The sequence below is a fragment of the Homoserinibacter gongjuensis genome, assembly GCF_030161875.1.
Lineage (GTDB): Bacteria > Actinomycetota > Actinomycetes > Actinomycetales > Microbacteriaceae > Homoserinibacter > Homoserinibacter gongjuensis.
The window spans coordinates 1,324,929-1,341,026 of sequence record NZ_BSVA01000001.1 but is presented as its reverse complement, the minus strand read 5'-3'; the positions used below and the strand labels follow the sequence as shown (position 1 = coordinate 1,341,026).

General features: G+C 69.1%; 15 protein-coding genes and 2 pseudogenes. 6 read left to right on the top strand and 11 right to left on the bottom strand.

Going from position 1 to position 16,098, the window contains the following annotated elements:
• The first annotated feature begins 19 nt into the window (after positions 1-19).
• From QQK29_RS07245 to QQK29_RS07230, 4 genes are all read left to right on the top strand, one after another.
• Positions 20-778, top strand: coding sequence for an SDR family NAD(P)-dependent oxidoreductase (locus tag QQK29_RS07245; RefSeq protein WP_284299074.1), 759 nt, complete (start codon positions 20-22; stop codon positions 776-778).
• Positions 779-933: 155 nt separating this feature from the next.
• Complete coding sequence (locus tag QQK29_RS07240; protein WP_284299072.1) at positions 934-1,461, top strand: GNAT family N-acetyltransferase; 528 nt, start codon at positions 934-936, stop codon at positions 1,459-1,461.
• Positions 1,443-2,951 (top strand): PIN domain-containing protein, encoded by a 1,509-nt coding sequence (locus tag QQK29_RS07235; protein ID WP_284299070.1) that lies wholly within the window; start codon positions 1,443-1,445, stop codon positions 2,949-2,951. The genes QQK29_RS07240 and QQK29_RS07235 overlap by 19 nt, the downstream gene beginning before the upstream one ends.
• Complete coding sequence (locus tag QQK29_RS07230) at positions 2,948-3,424, top strand: ASCH domain-containing protein (RefSeq protein ID WP_284299068.1); 477 nt, start codon at positions 2,948-2,950, stop codon at positions 3,422-3,424. The genes QQK29_RS07235 and QQK29_RS07230 overlap by 4 nt, the downstream gene beginning before the upstream one ends.
• Positions 3,425-3,636: 212 nt before the next feature.
• Here QQK29_RS07230 and QQK29_RS07225 read toward each other — a convergent pair whose 3' ends face one another.
• The 8 genes and pseudogenes from QQK29_RS07225 to QQK29_RS07190 form a co-directional block, all read right to left on the bottom strand.
• On the bottom strand, positions 3,637-5,373 hold the full coding sequence (locus QQK29_RS07225) for a hypothetical protein (protein ID WP_284299065.1): 1,737 nt from the start codon (positions 5,371-5,373) through the stop codon (positions 3,637-3,639).
• Between the two features lie 85 nt (positions 5,374-5,458).
• Positions 5,459-6,415, bottom strand: a complete 957-nt coding sequence (locus QQK29_RS07220) for a 1-phosphofructokinase family hexose kinase (protein ID WP_284299063.1) — start codon at positions 6,413-6,415, stop codon at positions 5,459-5,461.
• Between the two features lie 106 nt (positions 6,416-6,521).
• A pseudogene (locus QQK29_RS07215) lies at positions 6,522-6,935 on the bottom strand (PfkB family carbohydrate kinase); the annotation flags it as partial.
• A 122-nt stretch (positions 6,936-7,057) separates the two neighbouring features.
• Positions 7,058-7,354 (bottom strand): annotated as a pseudogene (locus QQK29_RS07210) (carbohydrate kinase family protein); the annotation flags it as partial.
• Positions 7,355-7,451: 97 nt separating this feature from the next.
• Positions 7,452-8,207 (bottom strand): carbohydrate ABC transporter permease, encoded by a 756-nt coding sequence (locus tag QQK29_RS07205; RefSeq protein WP_284299061.1) that lies wholly within the window; start codon positions 8,205-8,207, stop codon positions 7,452-7,454.
• 5 nt (positions 8,208-8,212) lie between these two features.
• Complete coding sequence (locus QQK29_RS07200; RefSeq protein WP_284299059.1) at positions 8,213-9,181, bottom strand: carbohydrate ABC transporter permease; 969 nt, start codon at positions 9,179-9,181, stop codon at positions 8,213-8,215.
• A gap of 26 nt (positions 9,182-9,207) precedes the next feature.
• Positions 9,208-10,005, bottom strand: coding sequence for an SIS domain-containing protein (locus QQK29_RS07195; RefSeq protein ID WP_284299057.1), 798 nt, complete (start codon positions 10,003-10,005; stop codon positions 9,208-9,210).
• 145 nt (positions 10,006-10,150) lie between these two features.
• A complete protein-coding gene (locus tag QQK29_RS07190) occupies positions 10,151-11,452 on the bottom strand; it encodes an ABC transporter substrate-binding protein (protein ID WP_284299055.1) in 1,302 nt (433 codons plus the stop codon).
• A 161-nt stretch (positions 11,453-11,613) separates the two neighbouring features.
• Here QQK29_RS07190 and QQK29_RS07185 point away from each other — a divergent pair, with 161 nt between their 5' ends.
• On the top strand, positions 11,614-12,696 hold the full coding sequence (locus QQK29_RS07185) for an amidohydrolase family protein (RefSeq protein WP_284299053.1): 1,083 nt from the start codon (positions 11,614-11,616) through the stop codon (positions 12,694-12,696).
• Positions 12,697-12,989: 293 nt separating this feature from the next.
• Here QQK29_RS07185 and QQK29_RS07180 read toward each other — a convergent pair whose 3' ends face one another.
• From QQK29_RS07180 to QQK29_RS07170, 3 genes are read right to left on the bottom strand one after another with little or no spacing between them, the layout of a single operon-like run.
• A complete protein-coding gene (locus tag QQK29_RS07180; RefSeq protein ID WP_284299051.1) occupies positions 12,990-13,832 on the bottom strand; it encodes a class II fructose-bisphosphate aldolase in 843 nt (280 codons plus the stop codon).
• Positions 13,829-14,200 (bottom strand): family 4 glycosyl hydrolase, encoded by a 372-nt coding sequence (locus QQK29_RS07175; protein WP_284299049.1) that lies wholly within the window; start codon positions 14,198-14,200, stop codon positions 13,829-13,831. The genes QQK29_RS07180 and QQK29_RS07175 overlap by 4 nt, the downstream gene beginning before the upstream one ends.
• The gene (locus QQK29_RS07170; protein ID WP_284299047.1) at positions 14,167-15,147 is read right to left on the bottom strand and encodes a family 4 glycosyl hydrolase; all 981 of its coding nucleotides are present in this window, start codon (positions 15,145-15,147) and stop codon (positions 14,167-14,169) included. Before QQK29_RS07170 ends, QQK29_RS07175 begins: the two co-directional genes overlap by 34 nt.
• A gap of 85 nt (positions 15,148-15,232) precedes the next feature.
• Between QQK29_RS07170 and QQK29_RS07165 the strand changes: the two genes are divergently transcribed.
• On the top strand, positions 15,233-16,042 hold the full coding sequence (locus QQK29_RS07165; RefSeq protein ID WP_284299045.1) for a DeoR/GlpR family DNA-binding transcription regulator: 810 nt from the start codon (positions 15,233-15,235) through the stop codon (positions 16,040-16,042).
• Positions 16,043-16,098: the final 56 nt, after the last annotated feature.

The following is a 16,098-nucleotide window of genomic DNA, read 5'->3' as shown; positions in this document are numbered from 1 at the left end:
TGAGAGTCGAAGGAGACGGATGACGATGGGGATTCTCGAGGGCAAGGTCGTGCTGCTGGTCGGCGCGAGCACCGGCATCGGCGCGGAGGCCGCCCGCGTCTTCGCGCAGGAGGGCGCATCGCTCGTGCTCGCGGCACGGTCGGCGGATGCCCTCGACCGGCTCGCGGGCGAGCTCACCACTGCGGGTCACGAGGTCGCGACCGCTCCGGGCGACGTGACCTCGGCATCCGACGTCGCCCGCATGGTCGACACGGCCGTCGAGCGGTTCGGCCGGCTCGACGGCGCCTTCAACAACGCCGGCATCACGCAGAGCGGGCCGCTGCACGAGGTGAGCGAAGCCGACTTCGACCGGCTCTTCGAGGTGAACGTCAAGGGCGTCTGGCTGTGCCTGCGCGAGGAGCTGCGCGTGATGCGCGAGGCCGGCGGCGGATCGATCGTCAACACCTCGAGCGTCGGCGGCTACAAGGGCAGCTCGGGCTTCGGCGCCTACCAGGCGACCAAGCACGCGGTGATCGGCCTCACCCGCACCGCCGCGCACGACAACGGCCCGCAGGGCGTACGCGTCAACGCGGTCGCGCCCGGCCCCACCGAGTCGGCCATGCTCGACGCGATGCGTCGCGACGACCCCGAGGCCCTCCCGCGCCGCATCGCGGCCATGCCGCTGCGCAAGATGGGCACGGGAGCCGAGGTCGGCAACGCGGCAGCCTGGCTGCTGAGCGACCGCGCGAGCCACGTGACGGGCGCCGTGCTGCCGGTCGAGGGCGGATTCACCGCCTGACGAGGCGCACGAAGAACGCTAACCCGCCATGGTGCTGTCGAGCGGAGTCACGGCGGTTGCGACACGGGGACCAATCAAGGTACTTCCGCGAGTCGTTGCCTCCTGGACGGGACCTCACGCTAAACCTGATGGATAGTCGGGGTGAGGAGGCATAGTTGGCCATCAGCGTCGTCGCCTGGGATCCGGGACTGAGCGACGCAGAGGAGCAGCTGAGCGCAGTCCTCACGATTCACAAGGCCAACCGCGCTCGCCTCGGTCCGATGCCGGACACCGCCTTTCGTGATCGCGCAAAGCATCGAGGCTTACTTCTCGGCTTCGTCGATAGCGGCCTCGCCGGTTACGTTCTCTACGACGTTCCGCGAAGCAGTCTGATCAAGCTGGTCCATGTATGCGTGGACCAAGCAGCGCGCGGCACGGGACTGGCCCGCGCGATGGTCGAAACTGCCGTAAGCCTGCACCCCCGGAGGTCTTTGATCGCGGCCTCCTGCCGAAGCGACTACGGCATCGACGGTTTCTGGCAATCACTGGGCATGCACGTCGCATCCGAGCGCCCAGGGAGGGCACTCAGCGGGTCGATCCTCGTCAACTGGGTGAAGCGAGTGAATGTCGAGGAGGACTGGACCTCTTCGAAACTGCATCACTCGAATCCGGCCTACCGATTGCCGTGTTGGACACGAACATAATCGGGGATCTCTTCGCACCGTCCGAGATTCCTCGTAGCCACCGCGAAGAGACCGCCGAACTGCAGTCGGACTGGCTGCAACCGCTTGTGAGCTTCGCAGTATCGGGCGAAGTCGACAACGAGATCAGCAAGAACAAGGATCAAGCGACGCGCACGCACATCCGCGCGGCGAGTCAACACTTGACGCGTTTGAGCACGCTACGGCCCGGCGATCGTTCGCTCGAGGAAACCCTGATCGCCGCAACCGACTCCTCCTTGCTGGGGCGGGACCCCAGCCTCCAGCACGACGTGCTTCATGTGGCTGACGCCATCCACGCGGGCGCCGACTACTTCGTGACCAATGACAGCAATATCCATCTGGCCGCCGCCGGATGGGACTTGATGGACCACGGCATCCGAATAGTCCGACCTCACGAACTGATCTCTGCTCTTAGCCCCGAATCCTTTCTGACTGACTTCCGTTCGAACCTCGTCGATGACGGCGACCTCGAATGGCTTGAGGTCACGAGCGCTGAAGCGGAGCTAGAGCCCGCGTTCAGGGTCTACAGCACCGAGGCGAAGCCGAGCGTCTTCATCCAGAGGATTCGTGACCTTCTCGCGAAGCGCAAGACCACCACAGTGCAGAAGCTTGTCGACAAGCAAGGCGGCCTGTGGGCCCTCATCGCATTGGAGCTCGAGGGTGAAACGCTCAGGCTCCCCCTCATCCGCGCAATTCGAGGTGAACGTGGGGGCACCATCGCTTTCCAACTCTTGCGGCACCTTAGGCGAACCGCCTGGGATCATGGCGCCACACGCCTCCAAGTCACGGATACGGCGATATCCGAGACTCTCGCCGACGCGATGGCAGCGGACGGTTTTGGCGGGGAATCACCTCCCACTGCGATGCTCGGCCCGGAGGAAGCAACATCGGAAGCGCTCGGCCTCGCGTCAGGAGCGGAAGTCGCACTCGCTGAGAGACGTCAGTGGCCGCTCTTCGTTCGCGGAGCCAAGCTGCCGACGTACATCATTCCGATCCAGCCCCGATGGGCGGCGAACTTGCTGGGCATGAACGATGGGCTCATTTCGCTGAGGCGACGAGGGCTTGGTCTCTCGCGAGAGCTCGTGTACTTCTCGGGATCACAGATCGAGCCAAAGCAGCTTCCGGCACGCATCCTTTGGTACGTTACCGGCGATAAGACGACCGTGACCAGGAGAATCGTCGCGAGATCGATGCTGGTTGACGCCGCGCGTTTGCCAGCGCAGGAAGCGCTCGAGCGCTTCGGCAGAGTCGGGGTTCTCCGAAAGTCGGAGATACAGGGTGCCGCTGGCAAGGCCGGCAAGGTCAATGTCATACGCTTCCAAGACACTGAACTTCTCCGGCGATCGGTGTCGCGCCACGACGAGATCTTCAAGCGATATGTGAAGGACAGGGTGCAGAGCATGCGGCAGGTTGACTCGCAAATGTTCGATGATGTCATGTCCCTGCAGACCGACAGTGGGCCTACGGAATGAGCCGCGCACTGCTCCTCTCTGTTCGTCCACGTTTCGCACGCGCACTCCTCGCCGGTACGAAGACGGCCGAGATCCGACGTCGTTTCCCCGACGTCCCCGAGAGCATGACGGTCGTTATCTACTCAAGTTCACCCGAGAAGGCGATCCTCGGAACCATGCGCGCACGGAGGCTCATCCGTAGCAACGCAGAAGACATCTGGCGGAACTATGGCGGCGTAATCGGCCTGGAGCAGTCGGAACTCACCGACTACTTACATGGCGCGCGGGATTGCTCCGTGCTCGAACTCGACACACCTGCGCTGTGGCGACGCCCAGTGGACCTTCACGAACTTCGTCGGGTGCTGGGCGTTGAACCGGCCCAGAGCTTCCGCTACCTCACCGGTAGACAGCTCGCTCGGCTCGAGCAGTTGACGCGATCGGGTGTTGCCGATCGTGCGCCCCTCAGGCTTGGGGACATCCCGGCCATCGCATGACCCCCGTCGGTGACAACAAAGTCGACACGCATGGTCACCCATTGGCCATCGGTGGAGCCACCCACGAACGCCCATTCCATTTCCCTCGGCTGGCCCTCGTACACATAACCTGTGCTGTCGACCAAAGGGATTCGTGTTGACGGTCGTCAGGGCATCGCTTGGAGTTCGCGCTTGTCAACGATGCGCAGCTTCCAGCGGCGAACGATCGAACGCTAGAGGCACCGAGCGGTACGACGCCGGCTAAGTGCCGCCCCGTTCATCCTCCCCCGCACGAGCCTTACGAAACGCACGACGAGGTCGTCGGCGCCGTCCGCGAGGGTGATGCGCAGCCGCACGGCGTCGGCACCGGATGCGGTGAGGGCCCCGTCGGGCAGCGCGATCGTCGCGGTGCGCCACGCGTTCGATCCCGTGCGCTCGACCGTCGCTGAGGAACCGGCGGCGGTGTCGATCGCGAACGCGCCCGACCCCGCGTCGAGGTAGGTCACCTTGAGCACCGCGGTGCCGTCGGCAGCGGCCGCCGCGAACCGGGGATCCACCTCGAGCACGAATCCCGTGTCGCCGGATGCGACATCCGTGGTGAGCCCCTCGTGCGCGATGCCGTTGTCCTCCTCGAAGACGTGCGCGTGCACATCCGCGTCGCTGCGATGCGCGACGGAGCCCGGCTCGTCGAGCTGCACGAGCCAGCGCTCGAGGTTGCGCACCCACGGGCGCGTCGGCCACGAGGCCTCGTCGCCGAACGGCCCCGATTCCGGGTCGGTCCAGAAGGTGTCCTCCGCGTCGCGGAAGGCGGCCCAGGCATCCGCCGAGCTCGCCGCGGTCTGGCCGAGCGAGAGCCGCAGCCAGTCCCACTGCTCGGGGTACTCGGCCATGTACGAGGGCCCCGGCACGACGTACATCCAGTTCATGCGCAACTGCAGCGCCTTGAGGTTCGCCTGCCGCACCGCGTAGTAGGCGTCGGGGGTCGTGTAGCCGCAGTCGGTGAAGCACTCGTTCTCGGTGGCCACGACGAAGCGGCCCGAGTGCACGGGCAGCGACTCGTCGACCACCATGTGCCCATTCGGCTGGATGTGCGAGCCATAGGCGGGCGCCTCGCTCAGATGGAAGTTCGAGAGCTCGGTGATGCCGGTACGGATCCCTATGCCCGCATCGACCGCCTGCTTCGCAAGCAGGTCGTCGGAGGCGCCGAACGGCCCCCACGGGTAGTCCTCGCCCGTGAAGACGAGCTTGTCGGCGTTCTCGCCGAACAGGGCCACGAGGTCGCTCCACGCGTGGTCGTACCAGGCGAGATACGCCTCCTCGTCCAGCTCGCCGGCATCCACGGCCGCCGCGATCATCTCGTAGTCGTACTCGGCCCACGTGAAGGCGCCCGGCACGTACACGAAGCGCAGGCGCGGATCGGATGCGAGCCCGAGATCGACGAACAGCATCCGGTAGGTGTCCATGAGGTGGCCCCACACGCAGGCGTTCCAGATCGGCAGGTGCCGCTGGCCGTCGTAGTCGGGGCCGAAGCTCGTGACGCCGCAGTCCTCGGCGACCCACTCGGGCGCCCAGTCGACGCCGCTCGCGAAGATGCGCATCCAGAAGTCGCCGGGCTGGGCGAGTTGCGCGTCGAGCGCCTCGAAGCTCATGCCCTGCGCGCTGCCCGATGAGGTGCGGTCGAGACTCTTCTCGGCGGTTGGGCGCAGCTGCCGCCAGCTCACGTCGATCGAGCGCACGGCGACGAGCTCGGATGGGTCGGCCTCCTCCGAGAAGTAGCCGGAGTTCGCGGCGGGCCGCACCCACTCGGGCAGCGACCAGTCGTCGCCCTCGGTGATCGTGACGCCCGTCGGCCCGGCATCGACGAAGGGATGTCGGGGTCCTACGTCGAGGTCGATGCCGTCGCCGCCCGCCGTCGGCAGCGGCTCGGGTGTCGTCATCGTGCACCCCGCGAGGGCTGCGAGCGCGAGCACCGCGGCCGCTGCCCGCGCAATGTGGCGGTTTCGGCGAGATGTGGGCTGCGCGCCCCACACATCGCGCCGAAACCGCCACACACGCTCACGACGCATCCGCGGGCTCCGGGTCGGCGGATGCGGCGACCTCGACGCCCGGCACGTACCGCACCTCGATGCGGGCCGCGAGCGCGTCGATCTCGGTCGGGTCGAACACGGCGGCGCCGGGCTGCAGGGTGTTGGCGGCGGCGACCGCGGATGCCGTGCGCAGCGCCTCGGGCAGCGCCACACCGCTGTCGAGACTCAGCAGCAGGCCGGCCAGGAACGAGTCGCCCGCACCGACCGTGTACCTGCCGACGCGCGGCGAGCTCACCCGCCACGCACCCTCGGCATCCATCCCGAGCGAACCGGCCGCACCATCCGTCACGACCGCGATCGCGGCGCCGCGCTCTCGCAGCCCGCGCGCGAGCTCGGTGAGCTCACCCGGGCCGACCGTCTCCTCGGCCTCGACCCGGTTGACCTTGACGAGCGCAGGGCGCGTGCGCGCGAGGCACGCCGCGAGCGCCTCGCCGCGCAGGTCGAGCGCGAGGCGCACGCCGCGATCCGCCGCCTGGGCGAGCGCGTCCGCGAGTTCGTCGGCTCGCGCGGCAGGCACCGAGCCCGACACCGAGAGCCAGCCCGTGTGCACGCGCGCGAGCCCCGCGGCGACGGCCGCCCAGCCGGCGTCGTCGAGCTCGGGCACGTTCTCGTAGAACTCGGTGATGCTGCCGTCGCGCGCGTCGACGACGCTCACGCACGTGCGCGTCGGCTCGGCCACGACCACCGGCTCGACGAGCACGCCGGCCTCGTCGAGGGCCGCCCGGATGCCGTCGCCGATCGCGCCGCCGAGTGGTGCGATCGCGCGCACCCGGCCGCCGAGCACGTGCACGGCACGCGCGACGTTGAGCGCCTTGCCGCCCGGAAGCGCGACCTTCCAGGCGGGGCGGTGGATGGCACCCGGTTCGAGCGCGTCGACGCCGTAGGTCACATCGAGCGCCGGGGAGAGCCCGAGGCAGGTGATCACGCGCGGCGCTCCGCAGCGATCCGCGCCTCGACCTCGGCGTGCGTGGCCTGGCCGCCCGTGCCCCCGCGGCGCGCGTGGAGAGCGATCCGGCGACGGCGGCCCAGCGCACAGCCTCCTCGAGCGAGAGCCCGTCGAGCCACGCCGCGAGGAACCCGGCGTCGAAGCTGTCGCCCGCGCCCGTCGTGTCGAGGACGTCGAGCACGAGACCCGCGGCGCGCACCACGGCACCGTCGGGGCGCACGGCGAAGCCGCCCTCGACGCCGTCCTTCACCACGACGAGCGGGCCGCGCCGGGCGAGCGCGACGGATGCCGCCACGGCATCCGCGGGATCCTCCCCGAGCGAGCGCGCGAGCGCGACGGCCTCCTGTGCGTTCGGCAGCAGCACGTCGAGGTGCGGCAGGCACTCCGCAACTCCGTGCCAGCTCTCCGCGGGATCCCAATTGGTGTCGAGACTCGTCGTGACGCCGCGCTCGCGCGCCCGGGCCAGCACCTCGGGCAGCTCGCGGGCGAGCTGCGGCACGAGGAAGAAGGAGGCGACGTGCAGGTGCGTCGCGCCCGTGCTCTCGAGGGCGGCGCGCACGTCCTCCCCGTGAGCGAGGCGAGGGCGCCGGTGAGGGTGAGGATCGCCCGGTCGTCGGGCGCCGAGAGGATCACCGAGACACCGGTGGGCTCCTCGGTGACCGCGAGGGGCGCGGTGTCGACCCCCGCATCGGCGAGCAGCTCGCGCGTGCGATCGCCGAAGACATCCGACCCGACGCGCGCGACGAGCGCCGTGTCGACGCCGAGCCGGGCGAGCCCGGCCGCGCAGATGCCGGCGCTCGAACCGAGCACGAGGTCGGCGCCGTTGAGAAGCTGCTCCGCCTGACCGAAGCGCGGCACGACGTCACCACGCAGCACGAGATCGAGGTTGGCGTCGCCCGCGACGAGCACCCGCGTCATCCCTTGAGTCCCGACATGGTCATGGTCTGCACGAACTGCTTCTGAGCGAAGAGGAAGAACAGCACGAGCGGTGCCGTCGCCACGACGTTACCGGCCATCAGCAGCTCCACTGCGTGCGCCGGGTGCCCTGGAAGTTGGCGATGCCGAGCTGCACCGTGAACCAGTTGTCGTCGTTGATCGCGATGAGCGGCCAGATGAGGTCGTTCCACGAGCTCAGGAGCGTGAAGATCGCGAGCGTCGCCATCGCGGGGCGGGCCAGCGGCAGCACGACCCGCAGGAAGATCTGCAGACGGTTCGCGCCGTCCAGCGACGCCGCCTCCTCCACCTCGGCGGGGATCGAGAGGAAGAACTGCCGCATCAGGAAGATGCCGAACGCGGATGCCAGCCACGGCACGAACGCCGCGGCCAGCGTGTTCACGAGCCCGAGCTTGGAGAACATGATGTAGGTCGGGATCATGAGCAGCTGCGTCGGGATCATGATCGTCGCGACGATCAGGAAGAAGCCCACATTGCGCCCTCGGAACTGCAAGCGCGCGAAGCCGTAGCCCGCGAGCGAGCACAGCACGACGTGCGCCACGATCGACACGACCGAGACGATCGTCGAGTTCATGAGCCAGCGCACCGCATCCGTCGTCGTGAAGAGCGCCACGAAGCCGTCGAAGGTGATGCGCGAGGGGATGAACGGCGGCGGGAACTTCACGAGCTCCTCGGCCGGCGACAGGGATGCCATGAGCATCTGCGCGAACGGGATCACGAACAGCAGCGCGATCGGTGCGAGCACGAGGTGCCACATGCTGAAGCGCCGCTTGGGCTGGGGCGTGCCCGCCGTGTGCAGGGCGCGAGTGGCCGTCATCGCCATCAGAAGGCCTCCAGTTTCCGGCTGCGGGCGTAGAGCACCATGCCGATCGTGATCACCAGGGTCACCGCGAACAGCACATAGGCCGCCGCCGACCCGCCGCCGAAGTCGAGCGCCTTGAACGCCTTCTCCCACAGGTAGTAGACGATCGTCTTGGTGGCATCCAGGGGGCCGCCGCGCGTCGTCGTGTAGACGAGGTCGAAGAGCTGCAGCGCGCCGATCACCTGCCAGATCGTCACGAACACGGTCACCGGGCTCAGCTGCGGCCACACGATCCGCCAGAAGGTCTGCCAGCGGTTGGCTCCGTCGATGCGCGCCGCCTCGAGCAGATCGGTGGGCACGTCTTGCAGGGCCGCGAGGTAGATAACCGTCGTGAACGCCGCCTGGCCCCACAGCGACATGATCGCGATCACGAGCATGGCCTGGTTCGGATCCTCGAGCCAGTGCTGGGCTGGCAGCCCGAGCGAGCGCAGCACATTGTTGGCGAGGCCGAACTGCGGGCTGAACAGATAGGTAGAGAGGATGCCGGTGGCCGCCGCCGACGCCACGAACGGCACGAAGATGGCCGTGCGGTAGAGCCCGATGAGTGGGATGTCGCGGTTGAGCGCGACAGCGAGGAACAGGCCGAGCAGCACCGAGGCCGGTACGAACAGCAGCACGTAGAGACCGGTGTGCGATACCGCCGCCCAGAACTCCTCGTCGCTCAGCAGCTTGCCGTAGTTGTTGCCGCCCACGAACTTGGGCGGCGCGAACCCGTTCCATTTCTGCAGCGACAGGATGAACGCCCACACGGCGGGGAAGATCGACAGCCCCAGGATGATGACCATCGCGGGCGCTACGAAGGCCCACCCCGTGAGGTTGCCGAGGCCGCGGCGCTTGCGCGATCCCGCTCGGGTGTCGGGAGACGAGCCGCGCGGGGTGCCGCCGGCCTCCGCTCCTCGGGTTCTCGGTGTCTCGGTGATCGTCGCCATCGTCGCCTCCTCGACCATTCTCGGCGTCAGCCGAGAACGATGGACCGCGTCAGGTGTCGGGGGTGGTCGGGGTCGAGCCCGCGGGCGACCGCGGTGCGCACCGCGAGCTGCTGCGCGACGGCGAGCTGCACGAGCGGGTCGGCGTCCGACTGCACGACGCGCGCGCCCGTCACCTCGATGTCGCGCGCGAGCTCGTCGTCGCGCACGCCGAGCAGCCAGACGAGCGAGCCGGGGTGGGCCACGGCGAGGGGGCCGTGACGGAAGTCGAGCAGCGGATACGACTCCGCCCACGCCTGCGCCGCCTCGCGGATCTTGAGGGCCGCCTCCTGCGCCAGACCGTAAGTCCAGCCGCGACCGAGGTACACGACGTGGTCGAAGCCCTCGGGCGCCTCGGGCGGACCGGCCGCGATGGCCTGTTCCGCGAGCTCGGGAAGCGCCGAGACGTCTTCGCCGAACGCGGCACGCGCGAGGAAGAGGAAGGTCGTCGGGAACCGGGTCTGCACGACCGAGTTCTCGTCGGCGAAGTCGAGCACGAGCACTTCGTCGGCGAGTTCCGCCGCCGGCGAGTCGGCGACGCCCGTCACCACGACCTTGCGCACTCCCTCGGGCAGTGCGCGCAGCGCCTGCAGCACCTCGGTCGTGGTGCCCGAGCGCGTGATGCCGATCACCGCGTCGTACGGCCGCCACGGCCGCGGCTCGGATGCGTAGGCCGCATCCGTCTCGCCGAAGCCCGCGGTCTCCCGCAGCAGGGCGAACGACTCGGCCACGAACGCGGAGGTGCCGCATCCGATGACGAGCACGCGCTCACCGCTCCGGGTGAGCACCCGGGTGGCGTCGTCGAGGAGCTCGAGCGACCGGCGCCAGACCTCGGGCTGGCTCTCGATCTCGAGGAGGTGATGTTCATGTGGGACTGCGCTCCTGCTGCGGGGTGGAGGTGGGGCGGTCGGGTGACCGCCCCACCTGAGTGGTTCAGTTGTCGGAGAGTGCTTCGTCGGCCTTCTGGGCGGCACCCTCGAGGGCGTCCTTCGGGTCGCCTTGACCCTGCAGCACCTTCGAGATGGCCGACCCGATGGCCTCGGAGAGCCCGACATAGCCCGCCACCGTGGGACGCGACTTGATCGCGTTCTCGTTGTTGGCGGCCATGATGTCGATGCCGGGAAGCGCCTCGACCTGGGCCTGGAACTCGGGGCTATCGATCTCGCTCGCGCGCAGCGGCAGGTTGCCGAACTCGACGTTCCAGCGCAGGTCCTGCTCGGGCGCGGTGAGCCACTTGAGCAGTTCGACCGACCAGTAGTTCTCGTTGACGTCCTGCGTATCGAAGAGCGCCCAGATGTCGGGACCCGAGACGGTCTGGTGGTCGCCGTCGGTGCCCGGCAGCACAGTCACGCCGTACTGGGTGCCCGCCGTGTTCAGGTCGTACAGCTGCCACGGACCGGAGGTCATCATGCCGATGCGGTCGGCCGCGAAGAGCTGCGCGAACTTCGTGTCGGTCTGATCGAGGTAGATGCTCTTGTCGTCCACCGCCATCTGGCGCAGGAACTCGAGGGCCTCCACGCCCGCGTCGCTCGCGAAGGCAGCGGTGCCGTCGTCGTTCAGGATCTCGCCGCCGTTCTGCCACAGGTGCGGCCAGAACTGCCAGGTGGTCTCCTCCGAGCCCGACACCGAGTAGGCGTAGCCGTAGGTCTCGGTCGCGGGATCGGTGAGCTGCTTTGCGGCGTCGCGGAAGTCGTCCCAGCTCCACTCCTCGGTCGGGTAGTCGAGGCCGGCCGCGTCGAAGACCGTCTTGTTGTAGATGAGCGAGAGGTTGTCGACGAGGGCGGGGAAGCCGATGATCTTCTCGCCGGTGGGCTGCACCGTCGCGCGGGCGGCCTCCGAGAACTCGTCCCAGCCGAACGACGGGTCGTCGACCTGATCGCGCAGGTCGAGCGTGCGACCCGACGACTCGAGCTCGCTGGCCCACGAGCCGAAGGAGTAGGAGATGTTCGGATAGGTGTCGCTCGCGAAGCCGGCCGACAGCTTCTGCAGCAGCTCCTCGGTGGAGGAGGCGCCGGATGAGATGGCGACCGTGACGTTCGGGTGCAGGTCCTCGAACTCGGCCGCGAGGCCTTCGAGGATGCTCTCGGCCTCGTCGCTCTGACCGGTCCACCACGTGATGGTGACGTCGGCGTCGGTGTCGAGTTCGGTCGCGCCACCGCTGGTGCAGCCGGTGAGGGCTGCGGCGGCCATGGTGGTCGCGGCGGCGAGGGCGATCAAGGGGATGCGTCGTTGCATTGCTGTGTCCTCTCGTGCGGGTGGCTCAATGGTGAACGACGGAATGATCGTTTGCCAAGCAAACTGCTCAATTCGCTCATTACTGATGTGCACTTGCGTTGCGTACGCGCATTCTCGCCATAACCTGAGCGCACCCCGTCGGATGAGCACAGGAGCCGCCCGTGACCGAGAACGCCACCCCGCCCCTCTCCTGGGAGCAGTTGCGCCGCCTGCCGGTGCTCGACTGGCATCCCGTCTCGCAGCTGCGGCTGCCGGCCACCGAGGTCGAGCGGGCCGCGTTCCCGGCGATCGACGTGCACAACCACCTCGGCCGTTGGCTGAGCGACGGTGAGTGGATGATCGAGGATCCGGATGCCCTAATCGCGATCATGGACGCGTGCGGCGTCGAGACGATCGTCAACCTCGACGGCATGTGGGGCGAGGAGGTCACCGCGAACGTCGAGCGCTACGACCGCGCGTACCCCGGACGCTTTCTGACCTTCTGCCAGCTCGACTGGGCGGAGCTCGCATCCGACGACGGCGTGGAGCGGCTGCGTGCCTCGCTCGACGACAGCGCCACGCGGGGCGCACGAGGCGTGAAGGTGTGGAAGAACCTGGGCCTCACCATCCGCGACTCGGACGGGGCGCTCATCCTGCCCGACGACCCGCGCGTGATCGCGGTGCTGCAGCACGCGGGCTCGCTCGGGCTGCCGGTGCTCATCCACACGGCCGACCCGAAGGCCTTCTTCGAGCCGCTCGACGCGCACAACGAGCGCATCGACGAGCTCATGCAGATGAAGGAGTGGTGGTTCGGCGACCGCTCGGTGCACCCGAGCTTCGACCGCCTCATGCTCACCCATCGGCGGCTCGTGGAGGCGTGCCCCGGCACGCGGTTCATCGGGGCGCACGTCGGGGGCGCGGCCGAGGACCTCTACCTCGTCGAGGCGCTGCTGGATGACTGCCCGAACTACACGGTCGACATCGGCGGACGGATGGCCGAGCTCGGCCGCCAGCCGCGACGCTTCACCCGGCTGCTCGAGCGGCACCCCGACCGCGTGCTGTTCGGCACCGACATCTACCCCGCATCCGCGGAGCAGTTCCGCCTGCACTTCCGCTTCCTCGAGACGCGCGACGAGGCCTTCGAGTACGCGCCGGGCGAGCCCGTGCCGCCGCAGGGCCGCTGGACCGTCTCGGCCCTCGGCCTGCCCGCCGACGTGCTCGAGCGCGTGTACCGCACCAACGCACTGCGGGTGCTGGGACTGTAGGGGCCGCTGGTTTCGAGACGCGTCGGGCCTGCGGCCCGGCGCTCCTCAACCAGCTCGACAGGCACACCGATGGGGGAGGAGTCCGCGCAGCGGGCGCACCCAGGTGGTTGAGGAGCCCGCGCAGCGGGCGTCTCGAAACCGCCGCCCCTCCATTACGCATCTCGGGAGCATCGGGCGATCCGCGCCCCATCCGGCCCGCAGCACAGCGATGTTCCTGACTTACGTCACGCCTCGGATTCGCAACTCAGGAGAAGCGGGCATCACCGCTGCGCCGCGCTGCCACCGCAGGCGCCTCAGCCGACGAGCGCCGCCAGGCGCGCGACCTCGTCGCGCGTCGCCGCACGCACACCGCGCAGGTACTTTCGCGGGTCGACGGCATCCGGGTTCGCGGCGAGCTCCTCGCGCAGCCGCGTCGTTCCGACGACACCGAGCACGGTGCCCACGTTGACCTTGCGGATGCCGGCGGCGACCGCGTCCGCGAGCACCGCATCCGCCACGCCCGAGCTGCCGTGCAGCACGAGCGGCACGGGAACCGCGGATGCCAACCGGGCCACGAGGTCGAGGTCGATCGCGGCTGTGCGCTCGCGCATCGCGTGGCTCGAGCCGACCGCGACGGCGAGCAGGTCGACACCGGTGGCCGCGACGAACGCGACGGCCTCCTCCGGATGGGTGCGCACGCCGGGCGCATGCGCGCCGTTCTTGCCGCCCACCTCGCCGAGCTCGCCCTCGACCCAGAGCCCCGCCGCGTGCGCGTCCGCCGCCACGCGTGCCGTCAGAGCCACGTTCTCGTCATAGGGCAGGGTCGCGCGATCGAACATGAGCGAGCCGACCCCGAGTTCGGGAGCGCGAGCGACGAGAGCCGCAGCCAGTTCGGAATCTTCGAGATGGTCGAGGTGGATGCCGATGGGCACCGTCGCCTCGCGTGCCAATTCGCGGCAGGCGGCGAGCAGGGGCGCGAAGCCGCCCCGGAAGCCGATCGCGTTCTCACTCACCTGCACCAGCGCGCCGACGCCCGCATCCGCGGCCCCACCGACCACGGCCTCCGCCTGTTCGAGAGTGATGACGTTGAAGGCGGGCACCGCGCGCCCGCGGGCCGCGGCACCCGCGACGAGGGACGCGGCGGCGACGAGGCTCATCGGCCCTCGTCGAGCGTGCCGCCGAGCGCCACGGGCAGCAGCGCGGCGTGCGCCTCGGTGAGTTCGTCGCACAGCTGCCAGATCTCGGCCGGGGTGAGCGTCGAGCTCGCGTTCGGGTCGACGAGCACCGCGCGGCGCACGAGTTCGGGGTCGCCCTCGGCGGCAGCACGGATGGTGAGCTCGGCGACCGAGAGATAGGTGCGGCCCAGCGCGGCCCCGGCCGGCCACACCTCGCCCCAGGCGATCGGGTGCACGCCCGAGCCGTCGACCGTGGCGGGCACCTCGACGACGGCGCCCTGTTGCAGGTTGTCGATGAGGCCGTGGTTCGGCACGTTCACATGGATCTCGCGCGCCGTGCCGGTGAGCATCGAGTGGATGATCTGCGGCGCGTACTCGGCCGCATCCCCTCCTCGTGCAGCGGCACGTCGCCGCCCGCGGCGAGCGTCGCGCGGGCCTGGTCGAACTCGTGCACGTTCTCTTCCGAGATGCCGATGTACTGCAGCGGTTCGAGACGGAACCGCTCGATCTGGGCGTCATCCCGCAGGAACCAGTCGAGGTACTCGGAGGAGTGCTCGCTCGTCTCGGTGGGGTAGTAGCCGATGCGGCGGAAGATCTCGACCCGTACCCGGCGTTCCAGCTCGGGGTCGGATGCGATCTTCTCGCGCAGGCGCGGGTAGAGGTCTTCGCCGTCGCGGCTCCACTCGGTGAGCCAGGCCTGATGGTTGACGCCGGCCGCGCGGTAGTGGGTGCCTTCGAGCGGCACGCCCACGAGCTCGCACAGGTCGTTGACGGTCCAGTACACGCTGTGGCAGAGGCCGACGGCCTTGATCTCGGGGGCGACGTGCGACATCCACCAGATGTTCATGGCCATCGGGTTCGTGTAGTTGAGGAACCACGCGTCGGGGCAGAGCTCGCGCATGTCGCGCGCGATGCCGGTGAGCACCGGGAAGGTGCGCAGCGCCCGGAAGACGCCGCCGACGCCGGTCGTGTCGCCGATGGTCTGGCGCAGGCCCTTGCGGGCGGGCAGTTCGAGGTCGATCTTGGTGGCCGCGATGCCGCCCACCTGGATCATGTTGATCACGAAGTCGGCGCCGGCGAGCGCTTCGCGCCGGTCGGCGGATGCGGTGACCCGCACCTCGCGCCCCAGCTGCTTGGCGACGTTCAGGGCGGTGCCGCGGGCGACCTCGAGACGCTCGGGGTCGATGTCGTGCAGGGCGATGTCGAGCACGGGCAGGTCGGGAAAGCGCAGCAGGTCGGTGAGCAGCTGGCGCGTGAACACGACACTGCCGGCCCCCAGGAAGACGATCGTCGGCATGCTCCGATTGTCGAGAGACTGCGCGACTCGCGCAACCAAATGAGCGGATTGACGTGCATTCGCTCATCTGTCATGCTCGCTTTCCATGGCCACCGCCTACAGCACCAGTACCGTCGCCGAGCTCGGCGGCTCCCCCAAACGCTCCCGCCGCATGGCCGACATCCTCGACGCCATCGCCGAGCGCGGCGAGGTGTCGCTCACCGAGCTCGCCGAGCTGTTCCAGAGCTCCGCCGCGACCCTGCGGCGCGACCTCACGGTGCTCGCCGACCAGGGGCTCATCGTGCGCACCCACGGCGGCGCGAAGGCCGCCGGCTCGCTCGCCGAACTGCCGGTGGCGCTGCGCGACACCCGGTTCCAGGATGCGAAGCGCCGCATCGCGCGCGCGGCCGCCATCCGCATCCCCCGCGAGCGGCACGCCGTCGCCCTCTCGGGCGGCACGACGACCGCGGGCGTCGCACGCGAGCTCGTGAACCACGCCGACCTGACGATCGTCACCAACTCGCTCTCGATCGCCTCGCTCGTGGCGTCGTACCCGAGGCTCAAGGTCGTGATGACGGGCGGCATCCTGCGGCCTCAGTCGCTCGAGCTCGTCGGGGTGCTCGCCGAGGGCACCTTCAGCGCCGTCAACGTCGGCACGGCCATCCTGGGTGCCGACGGGGTTTCGGCATCCGCGGGCGTCACGACGCACGACGAGACCGAGGCGCGCACCAACCACGCCATGGTGTCGAAGGCGCAGCGCACGATCGTGGTGGCCGACGGCTCGAAGATCGGACGGGCGGCGCTCGCGAAGATGGCCGAGATCTCCGACATCACGACCCTCATCACCGACGACTCCGCCGACCCCGACGAGCTGCAGCGCCTGCGCGACGCGGGCGTCGAGGTCGTGCTGGCCTGAGGTCACGGCGGCTGCGTGTGGCAGAAACAGGCCGAACCCGAGCCTGAGGTGTCGCA

What these genes read in the sequence shown, in the direction of transcription:
- QQK29_RS07190 (WP_284299055.1), bottom strand. Translation starts at nt 11,452, where the DNA reads ATGCAACGACGCATCCCCTTGATCGCCCTCGCCGCCGCGACCACCATG.
- QQK29_RS07230 (WP_284299068.1), top strand. Translation starts at nt 2,948, where the DNA reads ATGAGCCGCGCACTGCTCCTCTCTGTTCGTCCACGTTTCGCACGCGCA.
- QQK29_RS07165 (WP_284299045.1), top strand. Translation starts at nt 15,233, where the DNA reads ATGGCCACCGCCTACAGCACCAGTACCGTCGCCGAGCTCGGCGGCTCC.
- QQK29_RS07170 (WP_284299047.1), bottom strand. Translation starts at nt 15,147, where the DNA reads ATGCCGACGATCGTCTTCCTGGGGGCCGGCAGTGTCGTGTTCACGCGC.
- QQK29_RS07175 (WP_284299049.1), bottom strand. Translation starts at nt 14,200, where the DNA reads ATGCTCACCGGCACGGCGCGCGAGATCCATGTGAACGTGCCGAACCAC.
- QQK29_RS07200 (WP_284299059.1), bottom strand. Translation starts at nt 9,181, where the DNA reads ATGGCGACGATCACCGAGACACCGAGAACCCGAGGAGCGGAGGCCGGC.
- QQK29_RS07180 (WP_284299051.1), bottom strand. Translation starts at nt 13,832, where the DNA reads ATGAGCCTCGTCGCCGCCGCGTCCCTCGTCGCGGGTGCCGCGGCCCGC.
- QQK29_RS07245 (WP_284299074.1), top strand. Translation starts at nt 20, where the DNA reads ATGACGATGGGGATTCTCGAGGGCAAGGTCGTGCTGCTGGTCGGCGCG.
- QQK29_RS07205 (WP_284299061.1), bottom strand. Translation starts at nt 8,207, where the DNA reads ATGACGGCCACTCGCGCCCTGCACACGGCGGGCACGCCCCAGCCCAAG.